General features: G+C 36.7%; 15 protein-coding genes and 1 pseudogene. 15 read left to right on the plus strand and 1 reads right to left on the minus strand.

Annotated features, from left to right (window positions below):
• The first annotated feature begins 188 nt into the window (after positions 1-188).
• The 12 genes and pseudogenes from yneA to ACFPTP_RS07970 all read left to right on the plus strand — a co-directional run bounded on the left by yneA (position 189) and on the right by ACFPTP_RS07970 (position 10926).
• Positions 189-506, plus strand: coding sequence for a cell division suppressor protein YneA (gene yneA, locus ACFPTP_RS07915; RefSeq protein ID WP_381443455.1), 318 nt, complete (start codon positions 189-191; stop codon positions 504-506).
• Positions 506-1168: a YneB family resolvase-like protein gene (locus tag ACFPTP_RS07920; protein ID WP_381443457.1), complete on the plus strand. Its 663-nt coding sequence runs from the start codon at positions 506-508 to the stop codon at positions 1166-1168. The genes yneA and ACFPTP_RS07920 overlap by 1 nt, the downstream gene beginning before the upstream one ends.
• Positions 1169-1350: 182 nt before the next feature.
• Positions 1351-1584: a DUF896 domain-containing protein gene (locus ACFPTP_RS07925; RefSeq protein WP_381443459.1), complete on the plus strand. Its 234-nt coding sequence runs from the start codon at positions 1351-1353 to the stop codon at positions 1582-1584.
• Between the two features lie 104 nt (positions 1585-1688).
• Positions 1689-3698 carry a transketolase gene (gene tkt, locus ACFPTP_RS07930; protein ID WP_381443461.1) on the plus strand — a complete coding sequence of 670 codons (2010 nt, stop codon included), beginning with the start codon at positions 1689-1691 and terminating at the stop codon, positions 3696-3698.
• 169 nt (positions 3699-3867) lie between these two features.
• Positions 3868-4314: a sporulation inhibitor of replication protein SirA gene (gene sirA / locus ACFPTP_RS07935; protein WP_381443462.1), complete on the plus strand. Its 447-nt coding sequence runs from the start codon at positions 3868-3870 to the stop codon at positions 4312-4314.
• Between the two features lie 120 nt (positions 4315-4434).
• Positions 4435-4674, plus strand: a complete 240-nt coding sequence (locus ACFPTP_RS07940) for a YneF family protein (protein WP_251694738.1) — start codon at positions 4435-4437, stop codon at positions 4672-4674.
• Between the two features lie 209 nt (positions 4675-4883).
• Positions 4884-5810, plus strand: coding sequence for a tyrosine-type recombinase/integrase (locus ACFPTP_RS07945; RefSeq protein ID WP_381443463.1), 927 nt, complete (start codon positions 4884-4886; stop codon positions 5808-5810).
• Between the two features lie 68 nt (positions 5811-5878).
• A pseudogene (locus ACFPTP_RS07950) lies at positions 5879-6034 on the plus strand (tyrosine-type recombinase/integrase); the annotation flags it as partial.
• 274 nt (positions 6035-6308) lie between these two features.
• Positions 6309-6692, plus strand: coding sequence for a hypothetical protein (locus tag ACFPTP_RS07955; protein ID WP_381443464.1), 384 nt, complete (start codon positions 6309-6311; stop codon positions 6690-6692).
• 54 nt (positions 6693-6746) lie between these two features.
• Complete coding sequence (locus ACFPTP_RS07960; RefSeq protein WP_381443465.1) at positions 6747-8240, plus strand: DEAD/DEAH box helicase; 1494 nt, start codon at positions 6747-6749, stop codon at positions 8238-8240.
• 701 nt (positions 8241-8941) lie between these two features.
• A complete protein-coding gene (locus ACFPTP_RS07965; RefSeq protein ID WP_381443466.1) occupies positions 8942-9862 on the plus strand; it encodes an STM4504/CBY_0614 family protein in 921 nt (306 codons plus the stop codon).
• A 260-nt stretch (positions 9863-10122) separates the two neighbouring features.
• Positions 10123-10926 (plus strand): hypothetical protein, encoded by an 804-nt coding sequence (locus ACFPTP_RS07970; protein WP_381443467.1) that lies wholly within the window; start codon positions 10123-10125, stop codon positions 10924-10926.
• Positions 10927-11542: 616 nt separating this feature from the next.
• Here ACFPTP_RS07970 and ACFPTP_RS07975 read toward each other — a convergent pair.
• Positions 11543-11917, minus strand: coding sequence for a hypothetical protein (locus ACFPTP_RS07975; protein WP_381443469.1), 375 nt, complete (start codon positions 11915-11917; stop codon positions 11543-11545).
• A 374-nt stretch (positions 11918-12291) separates the two neighbouring features.
• On the opposite strand from ACFPTP_RS07975, the gene ACFPTP_RS07980 reads away from it, so the two are divergent.
• From ACFPTP_RS07980 to ACFPTP_RS07990, 3 genes are all read left to right on the plus strand, one after another.
• A complete protein-coding gene (locus ACFPTP_RS07980) occupies positions 12292-12909 on the plus strand; it encodes a recombinase family protein (RefSeq protein WP_381443470.1) in 618 nt (205 codons plus the stop codon).
• A 165-nt stretch (positions 12910-13074) separates the two neighbouring features.
• Positions 13075-14037, plus strand: coding sequence for an ATP-dependent helicase (locus ACFPTP_RS07985; protein WP_381443472.1), 963 nt, complete (start codon positions 13075-13077; stop codon positions 14035-14037).
• A gap of 47 nt (positions 14038-14084) precedes the next feature.
• Positions 14085-15242: an ATP-dependent helicase gene (locus ACFPTP_RS07990; RefSeq protein WP_381444210.1), complete on the plus strand. Its 1158-nt coding sequence runs from the start codon at positions 14085-14087 to the stop codon at positions 15240-15242.
• Positions 15243-15707 lie beyond the last annotated feature (465 nt).

Here is a 15707-nt window from a genome sequence, read left to right on the forward strand (position 1 = left end):
AATTAATAGAATCATAATTTAGCAATTGTGCGAACAAAGGTCCGTAACCTCAATTGTTTCTTAAAAAGAGTATAACAGGTGTTCGGCCAATTGGCAAACAAAGGTTCGAAAGTTTTGTTGACTTCTTAAAAAACGTGTCCTATAATGGGAACAAGTATTCCGAACAAACATTCTTGGAGGGGTTTTTTATGACTTTCATTCAAAAATATGGCTTTATCCTTTTGATTGTATTCCTTTGCACAGCCTTTACGTTGGCAGCTGTCATGAAGGAAGCCAAGACGGCTTCAACTTCATTCGTTGAATTAACGATTGCCGAGGGGGACACACTTTGGGGATTGGCACAGGACTATTCTGGAAAGGATCAGCCGACGAAATGGATTGCAAAAGTAATGGAGCTGAATGACATGCAGTCTACGACGATTAGAACAGGAGAAACATTGAAATTGCCGGAAATTGAATCAGTCATGCCTGACCCGATGATGACTGAATTGGCAGGGGAAGATTGATGAAAGGGAAAATGAAGACATGCGTCCTCTATTGCCGTGTCAGCACTGAAAAGGATTCCCAGGAAGCCTCTTTATCAAGGCAGGAAGAGGAACTGAAAAGGCTTGCCGATGAACTTGGACTGAAGCCTGTACATATATTCAAAGAAAAGCATAGCGGCTACGACATGGATCGCGAAGAATTGCTCAATTTATTGGACTGCATCCGTGATGAAAAGATTGATGCGGTACTTGTACAAGATGAAACAAGACTTGGGAGAGGAAATGCCAGGGTGGCCATCCTGCATCTGCTCGCCAAGACAAATACCGCTGTCATTACGAACCACGACAACGGCGCGCTGAAATTGAATGAGATGGATACGATGCTGCTGGAAATATTGGCGATCGTCGAAGAATATCAACGCAAATTACACAACGCCAAAATCCGCAGAGGCATGAAACGGGCAGTCCGTGACGGTTATAGGCCAGAGCGAAACTTGAAAAACAAAGGAAATCTCGAAGGACGCGAACGCATCGAAGTCCCGATAAGTGAAATCGTGTCCTTGCGTCAAAAAGGGCTCACATTCGAAGAAATTTCAGGAGTCCTGAAAGGCCTTGGCCACAACATAAGCAAAGCAACGGTCCACCGCCGTTATAAAGAATATGAACAAGAGCAGGAAGGCTGATTGGTTGCACTTCCTGCTCTTTTTGTATACCTTCAAAGTATAGTTTTTAAATGAAATCCACTTCAATTGTTAGCAATAATGTTGTAATTAATAGGCATAAAAAGGATTGTAGCGGAAAGCGTCCGCCTGCAGCGGAAATCCGGTATAATTGATTGTGGACACAACACTATTGGAGGAATTCGATGTTATCACCAGATAAAATTAAACGAATCAACGAACTATCGAAAAAGTCGAAAACAATCGGCCTGTCTATCGAAGAAGCAAAAGAACAAACACAACTGCGCAAAGAATACCTCGAATCATTTCGCTCATCCATGCGCGACACAATCGAACACGTAAAAGTGATCGACCCTGAAGGCAACGATGTCACACCCGGCAAAGTGAAAGACGCTCGCAATAAGAAGTACCTCAACTGAGCTTCCGTTCATAGAATGGATTGTATTTCATCTATAGATTGACTACACTATAGATGGTAAAACTATTGCAACTACAAGATAAAGCGTGGGAAAGGATGTTCTGAATGACCGAAAAGATTGACCAATTAGCAATAAATACGATTAGAACGCTCTCCATCGATGCAATCGAAAAGGCGAATTCCGGCCACCCGGGATTACCGATGGGTGCTGCTCCGATGGCTTACACACTTTGGACAAAGCATATGCACCATAACCCTTCGAACCCTGAATGGTTCAACCGCGATCGATTTGTCTTATCTGCAGGCCACGGTTCCATGCTGTTATATAGCCTGCTTCACCTAAGCGGATACGATTTGCCGATGGAGGAAATTAAAAACTTCAGACAGTGGGGATCGAAAACACCTGGTCATCCGGAATACGGCTATACGGTTGGCGTTGAAGCGACAACAGGTCCGCTCGGACAGGGAATTGGGATGGCAGTTGGAATGGCAATGGCTGAAAAGCATTTGGCAGCAACTTATAACCGTCCAGGCTTCGACGTTGTCGACCACCATACGTTCGCACTATGCGGCGACGGCGACCTTATGGAAGGCGTAGCGGCGGAAGCGATTTCCCTTGCAGGCCATCTCCAATTGGAGAAGCTTATTGTCCTTTATGACAGCAATGATATCTCCCTTGATGGAGAACTCGATATGTCATTCACGGAAAACATCCGAAAACGTTTCGAATCTTACGGCTGGAACTATATCCGTGTAGAAGACGGCAATAATATAGGGCTTATCTCGAAAGCGATTGAAGAGGCGAAAGGCAATTCAGGCGGTCCGACAATCATCGAAGTGAAGACGGTCATCGGATACGGCGCGCCGAATAAATCCGGAAAAGCCGACGTCCATGGTGCACCTCTAGGCGAAGATGAAATGAAACTTACGAAAGAGTACTACAAATGGACGTACGAAGAAGATTTCTGTGTTCCTGAAGGCGTTTATGAGACATTCAAAGAAGCGACAGATGAATTAGGCGCCAAAAAAGAGGAGCAGTGGAATAAGCTGTTTGATCAATACGAAAGCGAACATGCAGATTTGGCTCGCCAATTAAAAGCCGCAATCAAAGGCGAAATGCCTGAAGGACTCCAAGAAGCGCTTCCGACTTATGAAGCCGGTTCTTCACACGCAACCCGTTCCGCTTCCGGTGACGCGATCAATGCCATTGCAAACATTTTGCCTTCATTCTTCGGAGGAAGTGCCGACCTTGCAGGCTCCAATAAGACGACGATCAAAGGTGCAGGAGACTTCTTGCCAGGCGATTACAGCGGACGTAATATCTGGTTCGGTGTCCGTGAATTTGCGATGGGTACTGCCTTGAACGGAATGGCGCTTCATGGCGGTTTGCATGTGTTCGGCGGAACATTCTTCGTGTTCAGCGACTATATAAGACCTGCAATCAGACTATCCGCTCTAATGGGAATGCCTGTCACATACGTATTTACACATGACAGCGTAGCAGTCGGTGAAGATGGTCCAACGCATGAGCCAATCGAACATTTATCATCTCTACGTTCAATGCCGGGATTGACTGTCATCCGCCCAGCAGATGGCAATGAAACGTCTACGGCATGGAATATTGCTGTTGCGTCGAAAGACAGACCGACAGTTCTCGTTTTGTCCCGTCAAAACTTGGAAGTGTTGCCGAAATCCGGCGAACTTGCTATGGATGGCGTGAAACGTGGAGCTTATGTAATTTCTCCTGCCAATAAAGAAGGGGCAGACGGAATCCTAATTGCAACAGGCTCTGAAGTGAATCTAGCGGTTGCAGCTCAAACGAAACTTCAGGAAGAAGGAATCGATGTTGCAGTCGTTTCGATGCCTTCATGGGACTTGTTCGAGCAGCAAGATGAGCAATACAAAGAAAGCGTACTGCCAAAAGCAGTTAAAAAACGCCTATCCATTGAAATGGGTGCTTCCCTCGGCTGGCATAAGTATGTCGGGGATGAAGGCGGAGTCATGGCAATCGACACGTTTGGGGCAAGCGCTCCAGGGGAAAAGGTCATTGCGGAATATGGCTTTACAGAAGAGAACGTAGTTCGTAAAATGAAAGCGATCCTCGATCGTAACTAATGTTTGCCGCTTCGGAATGTCATAAGACTTTTTATTCCGAAGCGGCTTTTTTCTCTAAGTGAATAACTCACTATTAGAAAACTTTCGACAACAATAGTGCCTTTCTTTACCGTGTTTTGACAAACTTTTTACTTTGGTTGGGATAGACTATGTAAAAGGAGGTATGGTCATGAGAACTTATGATATTTATAAAGTGAAGAAGAGATACCAATCATTCATCCTTGGCAGGGAAGGGCTTCTCTATGACTTGTTGAAGGATCATGCACAGGAAGAACCTTTGCAGGAAGTTAAGTATTTATGTGATGAAATCGAAGAAACTGCGATTGACCAAGCAATCCTCAGCAATTTGGGAAAAAGCTTTACGACAGTCGAAAGTGATGATGGTGAATATAAATTGTCACATCCGATGAAAGGGTCCATTCATATTTCGCTAACGCCTTATTCTCTTCAAGCTTATTGCGATGGCTCGCGCATGCTCGATCTGGATCTGTTCGTCGCATTGTCCGGATCAGATGATCGTTTTTTTGCAGTGATGGACGAGCATGGTGAGTGGGGATGGCTAAAGCCTGTCAAACAGGAAAATCACCTTGGAAATGAACGGACTTTTTTATTCTAATGCAATTCGACATGTTCGTTGAATTATTTACTCCCAGTCATTGCTAACCGCCATCCCTTTGTTGTATAATCCATGATGGTAGAGTATTCTCGAATCACGGTAGTGAAGGAGGTATAGCGGATGGTAAGCACGATTTGGGTAATCCTCATTGCCGTCGTCGCGTTAATCGCAGGTGTGGCCCTCGGATTTTTCATTGCACGTCAATATATGATGAAATATTTGAAGGAAAACCCGCCGATCAATGAACAAATGTTACGTATGATGATGATGCAAATGGGACAAAAACCTTCACAGAAGAAGATTAATCAAATGATGGCACAAATGAACAAAGTAAGTGACAATGCGGGTAAGAAAAAATAAGTGGACAAGTAAGCAATAATGTTGAGATGGCGCAGTTTGTGAGCGTTTCAACAAATGCTCGCTAATTGTTCTTATAAATTATTGCCTGTCACAATGTTGTACAGGTTAATCATTCTTCCGAAAATCACATTTTGTGCTTAATCTTTCTTTATGTATACAAACTAACCACTTTTTCTGGTGAAAGATAAACCGGAGAGGTGGTTTTTTTGTTGGAATTAGAAGATGTATTAGAGGAATATCGCTATCACTGCTTAGCAAAAGGATTCACAGAAAAAACGATGAGAAATAAGCGTCAAGAGTTGACCCAAATGAAAACATATCTTATGGAAAAGAGGGCTATAAGAGATATAGAGAGCGTTACCGTCCATGATATGAGGGCTTATATCAGACAGAAGCAAATAGCCGGATTACAGCCACAAAGTATTGTTGCGATGATTAAGCTAATTTCTGCCTTCTTTAATTGGTGTGTATCAGAAGAGTATTTAATTGAAAATCCTATGAATAAAGTAGAGAAGCCAAAAGTCCCGAAGAAAGTACTCAAGGGGTTTACTCCTGAAGATGTCAATAAAATGATTAATTCATTTACCTATAAAAACTATATAGAGGCAAGAAATAAAGCGCTTATTGCGATGCTGGCTGATTGTGGGTTAAGGGCAATGGAAATTAGAGGATTACTATCGAAGAATGTTAAAGAAACTACCATCTTAATAAATGGAAAAGGAAATAAAGAAAGAACAGTGTTCATAAGCCCAGTATTGAAGAAGATATTAATTCGATATGAACGCATAAAAAATCAATTTATTAAGGAAAAGAATATTAACTCGGATAGATACTTTTTAACGTACTTAGGAACAGAGTTAAGCCATGTGGCACTCTATAATGTAATTAAAGAGGCTGGATATAGAGCTGACATTGAGGGGAAGAGGATATCACCACACACGTTCAGACACTTCTACGCAGTTCAAACCCTTAGTGAAGGTCAGATGGATGTATATTCATTATCACGCATTCTGGGACACTCTGATATTGCTACAACGCAGCGATATCTAACCTCTATGACGGATACACAGCTATTAGAAAAAGCAATATCATCGAGTCCACTTATGAATTATGGAAGAGGTAATGCTCTTATGTAGTAGTAATATTAGATTAAATTACGGTAGGAAGGGCTTATTTAAAACCACTATTAAGAACTTTAACGCTTGCATTATATAGAGGATACGCAAAGAATTTACATGACAAGGGAGCGAGTGTTGCACTTATCAGTAAGGCACTCGGACACTCGGATTTAGCTGTGACTACGCAATATTTAGATTTAGATGTAGAGGAAGTAGCAAAGGATTTGAGAGAGTATCTATAATTTTTAATAGCTGTCTATGTCTTATATTCAGTTTGTTTCTAAGATGTAGACAGTTTTTTAGCAAAATTCAACGCTCGTTACCTTAATTTAATTGAGGTTAATAGCTAATGAATAATTAATTAGTATTGTCCTCACTAATCATTTTTACCTATAAAAGATGATTAGTGTTGTCAGTACTAAGTGAATAAAGTCCTATATTATTGTTGTGTAAATGGTAAATTTAATATATAATGAAATTACTGTAGCGAAGAATTGCAATTAGAGGTGGATAAATATGCTAAATCAAGAAGAGAGAAACGAACTCATAAAGCTAGTTGAAAAAGGAATTGAAGAAGGAGAGAGAAGAGAGCGTCACTTGAATGAGCAATTAGGATATTTAGTCCTTAAAAGTGCGGAAATGCACCAATGGTTGGATGAGTTTAGAAAGTATGCATTAGCTTCAATGGACGAACGAATCAATGATGTGAATAAAGCAGAAGGAAAAATATTGAGGGATTTGGCTAAAGTAAAAGAGTCCTACTTTGAAGCCGACTACAATGATTTGATACAAGATTTGGTTACAAATATGGCTCATAAAACTGAAAATAAGAACTTCAAGAATGAACAAATTGACTACCAACAAATTTTTAAACTATTGCTCCCTGAAAAGTTAATTTGAGTGTGAGCTAATGCTTGCACTCTTTTCTAATTCAAAGAAAAAAGGAGCTTAATTATGCTAAACAACCTTAATAAACATACAGTATCTGATGAAATTGGTGATTGCTATCAACGATGGGAAAAGGGCGATATTGTAAGTATTTCGGGTGGTACAGGGAGCGGGAAAAGTTATTTTGTTCGAAATGTATTGGCGGCTTATGCTAAAAAACATAATGAACTCATTCTATATCTAGTTCCCAGAGTGAAACTTAAAGAACAAATTGAAGCGATTCTAGTTGAGGAAGAAATCACCAATATAACTGTGAAGATGTATCAAAGTATTGAGGGTATTTGCAAATCACATGGGGATAACAATGAATGGCTAAGCGCTTACAAATATGTAGTATGTGATGAGTCGCACTACTTTTTAGGTGATTCTCAATTCAATGACTATACTGATATGTCATTGACACATGTTTTATCAGCTACTAATACTATTACGTTACTTTTAAGTGCAACTGGTGAAACAATTTTAAGTTATATTGAAAAGTTCTATAAAGAAAGAAAGATAATTAGATATAGCGTAGAGCATGATTATAGCTATATTCAAAAAATATCAGCATATCAATCTGATGAATATTTATTTGAGGCAATGGATTGGTTGCTAAAAAACAATCATAAGTCATTGGTATTTATTCAAAGTGCTAAGAAGGCGTATGAGTTATTTAGGAAGTATGAACAGTATGCAACGTTTGTTTGTGGAGAGCAGAGTGAATACCATAAGTTTGTTGATAAATGCAAAGTGGATACTATTATTAATAGCTCAACATTTGATTCCCTATTTTTAATCGCTACTTCAGTGTTAGATGTAGGTGTCGATATCAAAGACGATGGAATTAATCACATTATAATTGATATGTTAGATACAGATACATTTATCCAGTGTTTGGGTAGAAAAAGGTTATCTCGTGTTATTGAAGAGAAGATTAATCTGTTGTTCAAAAATTATACCAATCAACAAATCAACGGCTATATTAGTGTGGAAGCTGAACGGGTGGAAACAGGTAAACTGTTTTATGGAGCTTCTATTGAATCTGATTATAAAGTTAAAAGGCGAAGAAGAATGAGCGGCATATTCTATATGGACGCTTCTGGGGAAGTTAAAGTAAACAATATGAAGTATATAAAATCAGCAATTAATTTAAGAAGATACAGACGCTATGTCCAACAACCGCAAGGTTTTATAAATGAAATTGCTAGCCTATTGAACTATCCGAATAAGGTATATATCCTTGATTTTCTACAGGATAGAAAAGAAAAGTTATCAATTTTGGAGAAATATGTTGATGTTGATTTTTATTCATCTTCCGAAGCAAAAGTAGTATTAAAAGAGTTGAAGTTGAAGAATCCTAGTACTAAAAAAGTTGTGAAAGACTTTGCGGTTGCCAACAGAATATTATCAGATGAAGGATATCCATTTGAATTTATAAATAATAAAGCTTATGTAACAGATTCGAATGGAAAGAAGCAGACTAGAATTTACACCTTAATAGGGATTGAGACAAAATGAGCTATACTCTATATAAGGGAGTGTGTCTATTTTGTCTTAAAGGTGTAATGGTAGAATATATTACCTCGTCCAGGGGTTTGGGGACGGACGAAAGCGTGTTTTTCGAATTGGATTTATCGGGAGCGAAGCGGAAGATAAATCAATTCAAAAACCGCAGCGTCCCCAAGAACTTTGATAGTAATACAAATTGAGTGAAAGAGCTTTATCAAATGTATTTTTACTAGCACATCATTAAGTTGGTGTGCTTTTCTTTTGTTCAATCTCAATCACAAACCCTGAACTACGGGGAAATACATGAGTCCTACTGAGGTTCTTGATAGGGTAGGTGGCTTATTACTGCTACCTAACACTGAGCTTGCTACAACGAAACAAGTTGCTGAGTTCTATGGTGTTGACTATCAAATGGTAAACTAATTGATTCTACGTAATCGTGGGGAACTAGAAAGCAACGGTGTTAGAGTAATGCCACATAGAGAAATTAAAGAAATGGTTTATGAGGACAACATGTCCATATATAAAATCTCTAAACGTGGTGCAACAATTTTCACTAAAAGAGAAATCCTGAAAGTTGGTATGCTGAAGTAAAGTCAAAGCATATCTTGAGGGGTATTTTTACATTGGTGAATAGTCATTTAATAGCATATGTCTGTTTGATAACGCATCATTAAGTTGGTATGCTTGTATAAAAGGGGTGTTTTGTTTTGGCAGAGTTTGAAGTTTATTCAAGAAGACATGGGATTGTAATACCATCTGATACCTATAATTATGATAAGATACCAATTGATTTTAGGAATCAGTTTATTAATATCATTACAAAGGTCTTCTCAAATTTTGAATATAGAACAATCACTAAAAGTAGTGCTTTTTGGAAAGAAGTAGCAGATGAAATAAAAATTGAAATGGGATTGTTGAATTACACACGATTTAATGATGGATTGAGTGGTCTACCGCATGATGTCCATTGTGTAATGGCATATTTCTTAGAGTGTGATGATAGACAAGCAATTGATATTATTGATTTGTTGATTCATTATCATTACGCTTATGCTGTTAAACACCAAGAATATCAGAAAGATTGTTCAGTTGTATTTGATAAAATTAATAAGAAATTTAAACATAATTCGCTAGGATATGAAATAGTAACTAATCAATTAGTACGTATTGATAATCAATTTATCCACTCAGAAGTAGTAATAAGAGCAATTAATTTGTTGGTTGAAGAATCATTTACATCTGTTTCAGATGAGTTTCTTAAAGCGCATGAACATTATAAAGATGGTGATTATAAGGACGCTGTTGTAAATGCAGGAAAAGCGTTTGAAAGTACGATGAAGACAATTTGTTCGAAGAATGGATATAACTATGATGCGCAAAGAGATACAGCGAATACATTAATAAGGCATCTTTTTGATAATGAGCTAATTCCATCATATATGCAAAACCATATTCAAGGGTTAAAACAAGCGCTTGAGAATAGTGCTCATGTGTTGAGAAATAAGAATGGTGGGCATGGGCAGGGTGATGTAATAATAGAGGTTGATGATTCAATTGTACGTTATACGTTGAATCTGTGTGCTACTAATATTGTGTTTTTGGTTGAGAGATATAAAGAAACTAAATAAAGTTACCAATAAGCACATCACAAATTCCGTGGAGTGCTTTTTCTTTTACCTACCGCCACTTAACAGCACTTAGACAATTCGAGTATCAGTTAGTCGTACAATTTGTTACCTAGATTGCTCTTATATCAGTTCTCAGATACATGTATATGATTTCCTGTTGTCGTGAGAGAAGTTTATGGTAATATAATCTAAAAAGGGATGATTTTGTGGGTTATTTATTCGATAACTATATGAGCGATAGACCTAACGAGTATGTACTAATGAAATTTAGAATGGGTATTACTAACACATATAATAGTTTTTATAGAGAGATTTTAGATGAAAGAGAATTGAATGACGAGGATGAAGTTTTCTTCGATAATACAAGTTATCTCCGCCTAGAAACAAAGTTTGTGATTAATCTCTTTAATGAAATAGGATATAGCATTGATGAAATCAAACTGAAAAAGGAATACATTGATTTTATGGAAGAGTATTTTTATTATTATTCGATTGAAGATGTATGGAGTTTCATTCAAAGGCGTGATGATGAATATTTTTACGGAGTAATGGTTTATCTCTCTCAAACAAGTACCACAAATAAAATATTATTAAAATTACAACAGGCAGTCAAAGATGAATTGCTTAGAAACAGAATATCTATTAGGGAACTTAGAAAAACCGTGTTTATTGCAATGTCATTTGCTAGTGAAATGGACAAACCGAGAGAAGCGATAATGAGAGCAATAGAAGATAAAGGGTACAAAGCGATAGTTATAGATGAAAAAGAACATAACGAACAGATTGTACCTCAAATTTTTGAGGAAATAAACAGGGCCGAATTTGTAATAGCAGATTTAACAGGACATAGAAATGGTGTATATTATGAAGCAGGTTTTGCTAAAGGACTTAACAAACAAGTGATATTCACTTGTCGGGCTGATGATTTTGGGAATAGCCATTTTGACGTTAAGCAAATAAATACAATCAGATGGGAGAATGAATGGATACTGGAAGAGAGATTAAGAAAAAGAATCGAAGCAATGATGACTAATGAGCTTGAAGAGCAACATGTGCCTTTTTAACGAGTAGAGTATTTTGCTACTCGTTTTTTTTATGTGTACCAGTAGCGGAAATCAATCACCGTTACCGCAGACGATACGATAAGGTCTAGTGGCGGAGAAATGTAGTCATTGATAAGACATGATGAAACACACCCGAAATCTGTATAGATTTCGCCACCCGATCGGATGGACGTCTAGCAGCGATACATAAGTCAAAATGTATCATCACTTGAACCGTGTAATTATGGACGGATATTTTCACGCAGGAACTTAGGTCTGAACGATAACGGTTGCAAACATTAAACAATACTTGGAAGTAAGCTGAAGGCGCGACGTGACGATTTAGATTGCTACTTGTATGAATCCTAAGTGACAAAATTGCCACAATATCAAGTGACCACTTGCGATAGCTACAGTGACCTAGTAGCATTGATAACCCCTAAGTGTTGAATCTGCGTCATAGTTCGATTGTGGGGAGTGTGTACAGTTTGTACGGAGGTAGAACAACCTTCTGTGACAATTGAGAGAAACCCAATATGTAGCATAGCCGTGGGAGTTATTTTCTGTCTTGTAAATATTAAAATAAAAAACACCTAAGTATTAATGTTTTAAATAAGATAGGTTATCTCATTAATTATTAGGTGTTTTTATCAAATAGACCTATTGAATATTCGCTAATTCGATTAATCTTATCATCCTCGGAAATGACTTCGAAATTCGTGAAAATAAGCTCTTTGAATTTTAGGCAAACAACTCGTAAACCTACAATGTCAGTAATATCTTCGAATGGCTTTTCTGTTTGTTTCAGTTCAACTTTTTTTAGGAATGAATCTTTTTGCTTAACACGAGAAGAAATCGTATGAATTTTTATTCCTGTTTCTCCTAGACAGGATGATAATATGTATTCCCCTTCTTCTTTTAGTTGTTTGAACAAACTAATTTTCTTCGAATAGGTATGTTCAATTTGAGAATAATCGATATTTTTTTCAATTGTAATAACAGATGAAGTCAATTATGTCCCTCCTTTTTTTGGTGTATATTACCATTGTATTCTATTGTACTAGAAATGTAATTGTAATACTATTCACATTTGAATCGTTTTGTGGAATTTTAACAAATCGACAACGTTTGCATATCTTGTATTTGATTAAACGATATTTACTTGCACAATATACCTTTTGATAACAATTTAAAAGTAATTTACGAATAGGTATTAAAATCTAAGTCGTAAACGCTAAAATGGCAATACCGTTTAAGTACACTCTATCGGTAACGAAAATGACCGTCTAGGAATGGCTCTATAACAGTGTTTTCCTATTACCGTTTGACTGTTACCGTAATTATGGTACGATTAGTGTAACAATTCGGTAAGGGAGGAACAAGCACATGACTTTTTATGCTTACATACGTGTTTCGTCAGTAGACCAAAATGAAGAACGACAAGTTAAGACGATGAAAGATAAGGGTGTTTTAAAGGAGCATATGTACATTGATAAGGCGAGTGGAAAGAATACAGACCGCCCAAAGTATCAATTGCTAAAGGAAGCGGTACAGGAAGGCGATATAATTATTTTTGACAGTATCACTCGATTGTCCCGCAACTATTACGATATTAAAGATGAATATGAGTTCTTCATAAAGCGTGGAGTGTTCCTAGAGTTCGTTCAAGAGCCAATCTTAAATACACCGAAAGAGAAGGTTGACGATATTGTACAGGTGGCACTAGCAGACGTTATTCTTTCTCTATTATCGGCTTTTGCACAGAAAGAGCGTGAGGACATTAAGCAACGACAGGCGGAAGGAATAGCAATCGCTAAGGCAAAGGGAAAATTCAAGGGTCGTAAAACGAAGTTGGTTGAAGGCGGGGAGGAAGAAGTTAGGCGCAATGCAATCCTCGAAGCGTATCAAAGTGGCACTTCCATCGCAGACATCAGAAAAACGTACAGAGTAGGCACTGGAACAATTTATAGACTATTAGAACGTGAAGGTATCAAACGTAAGTAGAACTTGCCTTTTGGGTAATATATTTTAATACAAACTTCATCATCGGTAGTTTATATAGTCAAATACTTTTACTATCTCAAAAATAAATTATTACTTTAGTCACATCGGAAACTTTCTAGATGATATAATATTACTAAACTACTATATTGAAGAGGTGTATATGTATTGTTAGAAAAATTATTAAATGGGCTAAACGAAAAACAGCAACATGCAGTTACAACTACTGAAGGTTATGTAAGGGTTATCGCAGGTGCTGGTTCTGGAAAAACTAAAACATTAGTAAATCGCTATGTTTATTTAGTCGAAGCTCTAGGTATATCACCTAAAAATATTTTATGCGTTACTTTTACAAATAAAGCTGCTGCTGAAATGCGGAAAAGAGTTAAAAGCCTTTTAGGCAATAGCAATGACGGCTCTTTAATATGTACCTATCATGGATTTTGCGTAAAAGTTTTACGGGAAGATATTCACCATATCAACTATCCCAAAAATTTCATGATTCTTGATGAAGATGACCAAAAAGATATTTTAAAGGAAGTGTACGAAGAATTAGGATTAACAATTAAGTTTATGAAATTTGATGATGTTCTCAAAAAAATTGGTACTTATAAACTAAATCCAGAATATGTCGCAGCTTTAACAAACCCCTCGTCAGCTATAGATATTAATCTTGAAGATGATACTCTTATTAAAGTAATGAATCTATATTTGAAAAAACAGCGTAAGTATTTCGCTTTAGATTTCCAAGATTTACTAAACTTTGTGCTTTATTTATACAAACAAAATCCTGCTGTTCAAGCTAAATGGCAAGAACGTTTACACTATATACAAGTAGATGAATTTCAAGATAGCAGTTCAGGACAAATCGGTCTAATTAATATGCTCAGTGAAAAACATCAAAATTTATTTGTTGTTGGTGACCCAGACCAAGCTATATACACATGGCGAGGTGCAAGACCCGAGTATTTGGTTAACTTCGATAAAACTCATGAACCTTGCGAGACTATCATAATGAATGAAAACTATCGTTCAACACCCGAGATATTAAATCTTGGGAACACTATAATTAAAAATAATAAAGTTCGAATTGATAAAGATTTATTCACTAAAAATCGCGTAATGGTGTAGATGTTGTACATTATCATGGTAAAAACGAATTCGATGAAATCAAATATATTTCCGAAACAATTAATTCACAAGTTGAAATTGGCAAAGCAAAATATAATGACTTCGCAATATTATACAGAGCTAATTATAATTCACGTTCTGTAGAACAGGGTTTTATGAAAGCTAATATCCCTTACACTATGTACAGCGGTTTCAAATTCTTTCAAAGAGCAGAAATTAAGGATTGTATAGCCTATTTAAAAATGATAGTATACGCAGATGATTTGTCATTACTGAGAACTATTAATAATCCTAAACGTAGCTTCGGAAAGACTAAGTTAAAATTCTTAAAAGAAAAATCCGAGGCGGAAAGTTTATCTTATTATGAAACGTTACTGAAATATCAAGAAGAAGTAAGTTTCACCAAAACTAAAGTCAAACAATTCATTGATACCATCGACAAGTACAAAAAGACTTATAAAACTCTTACAATCTCTGAATTACTTAGAGAACTTCTAGATAAGTCTGGCTATGATGAGGAACTTTGTTTAAGCGGAGACCAAGAACGTATAGACAATGTGAGTGAACTATTATCCTCTATTGTAAATATGGAAGAAGAGTATGGCGAAAAACTCGAATTAGATGATTACTTGCAACAAATTGCTCTTTTTAGCGATAATGATAGAGAAGCAAACAAAAACTCTGTGAAACTTATGACTATTCATACAGCTAAAGGATTAGAATTTCCTTATGTATTCTTAGTATCTTTTAATGATGGGATTCTCCCTTCTTACCGTTCGCTTGATAAAGGAAATAAAATTGGCTTAGAAGAAGAACGAAGATTAGCCTATGTAGCTATTACAAGAGCTATGAAGGGTTTCTATATGACAGAATCAGAGGGGTTTACAAATTACGGCAAACGAAAAGTCCCTTCACGTTTTATTTTTGAAATAAAACAGACTCTGTTTACTCGTGTTGGAGTTTTAGAACAAGAACTCATAGAGGAAGCCATGGAATCTTTTAAGGATACTGAACAAAAAAATGAAATTAAATCCACTTCTATATTTCAATTAAATGATTCTATTAGTCATCCAGTATTCGGAAAAGGTACTGTCAAAGAAATTAACACAAAAGAGAACCAATATCTAATACACTTCATAGATAAGGATATTACTAGACCTATCTCAATAAGCTTTAAGGGATTAGATAAAGATATAAAGTATTGATGAAGAGGTCAGTTCCATCTGTGAATTGACCTTGTCTTTATTCATTTAGCCTTCTTTATTAATAACACCACGCTATATCGGAGTCATGAAGAAATCATTAATCAGCATTTCATTTCCCTAATGCTCTATTGCTCTAAAGGATTGATTTATAAGGGGTTATTACCTATATATTTACTACAATTGAATTGTAAAATCTTCATTTTACCTAGAGTTGATATTGTAGGTGAGTAAGTGGTTAAGAGAGAGACAGAGCCATTCATGAGGTCGCAGGAGTGTCACAGGGAGGGGGTGCTTTCCGATATTTTGATGTTTGTGAATGAAAAATTGAAGCTACCTTCTACACGCACACCAAACGGAAAAACAGATAACAATATTTAACAATAAACAACTTATTTAAAAATGCGTAATAAAAATCTGTATTTGTTTTTTAACGAGTAGTAATAGCTGAATAAAGTGTTAAAATAT

It is taken from the genome of Sporosarcina koreensis, from assembly GCF_042655825.1.
GTDB lineage: Bacteria > Bacillota > Bacilli > Bacillales_A > Planococcaceae > Sporosarcina > Sporosarcina koreensis.

What these genes read in the sequence shown, in the direction of transcription:
- yneA (WP_381443455.1), top strand. Translation starts at nt 189, where the DNA reads ATGACTTTCATTCAAAAATATGGCTTTATCCTTTTGATTGTATTCCTT.
- ACFPTP_RS07955 (WP_381443464.1), top strand. Translation starts at nt 6,309, where the DNA reads ATGCTAAATCAAGAAGAGAGAAACGAACTCATAAAGCTAGTTGAAAAA.
- sirA (WP_381443462.1), top strand. Translation starts at nt 3,868, where the DNA reads ATGAGAACTTATGATATTTATAAAGTGAAGAAGAGATACCAATCATTC.
- ACFPTP_RS07920 (WP_381443457.1), top strand. Translation starts at nt 506, where the DNA reads ATGAAAGGGAAAATGAAGACATGCGTCCTCTATTGCCGTGTCAGCACT.
- ACFPTP_RS07960 (WP_381443465.1), top strand. Translation starts at nt 6,747, where the DNA reads ATGCTAAACAACCTTAATAAACATACAGTATCTGATGAAATTGGTGAT.
- tkt (WP_381443461.1), top strand. Translation starts at nt 1,689, where the DNA reads ATGACCGAAAAGATTGACCAATTAGCAATAAATACGATTAGAACGCTC.
- ACFPTP_RS07940 (WP_251694738.1), top strand. Translation starts at nt 4,435, where the DNA reads ATGGTAAGCACGATTTGGGTAATCCTCATTGCCGTCGTCGCGTTAATC.
- ACFPTP_RS07925 (WP_381443459.1), top strand. Translation starts at nt 1,351, where the DNA reads ATGTTATCACCAGATAAAATTAAACGAATCAACGAACTATCGAAAAAG.
- ACFPTP_RS07980 (WP_381443470.1), top strand. Translation starts at nt 12,292, where the DNA reads ATGACTTTTTATGCTTACATACGTGTTTCGTCAGTAGACCAAAATGAA.
- ACFPTP_RS07970 (WP_381443467.1), top strand. Translation starts at nt 10,123, where the DNA reads ATGAAATTTAGAATGGGTATTACTAACACATATAATAGTTTTTATAGA.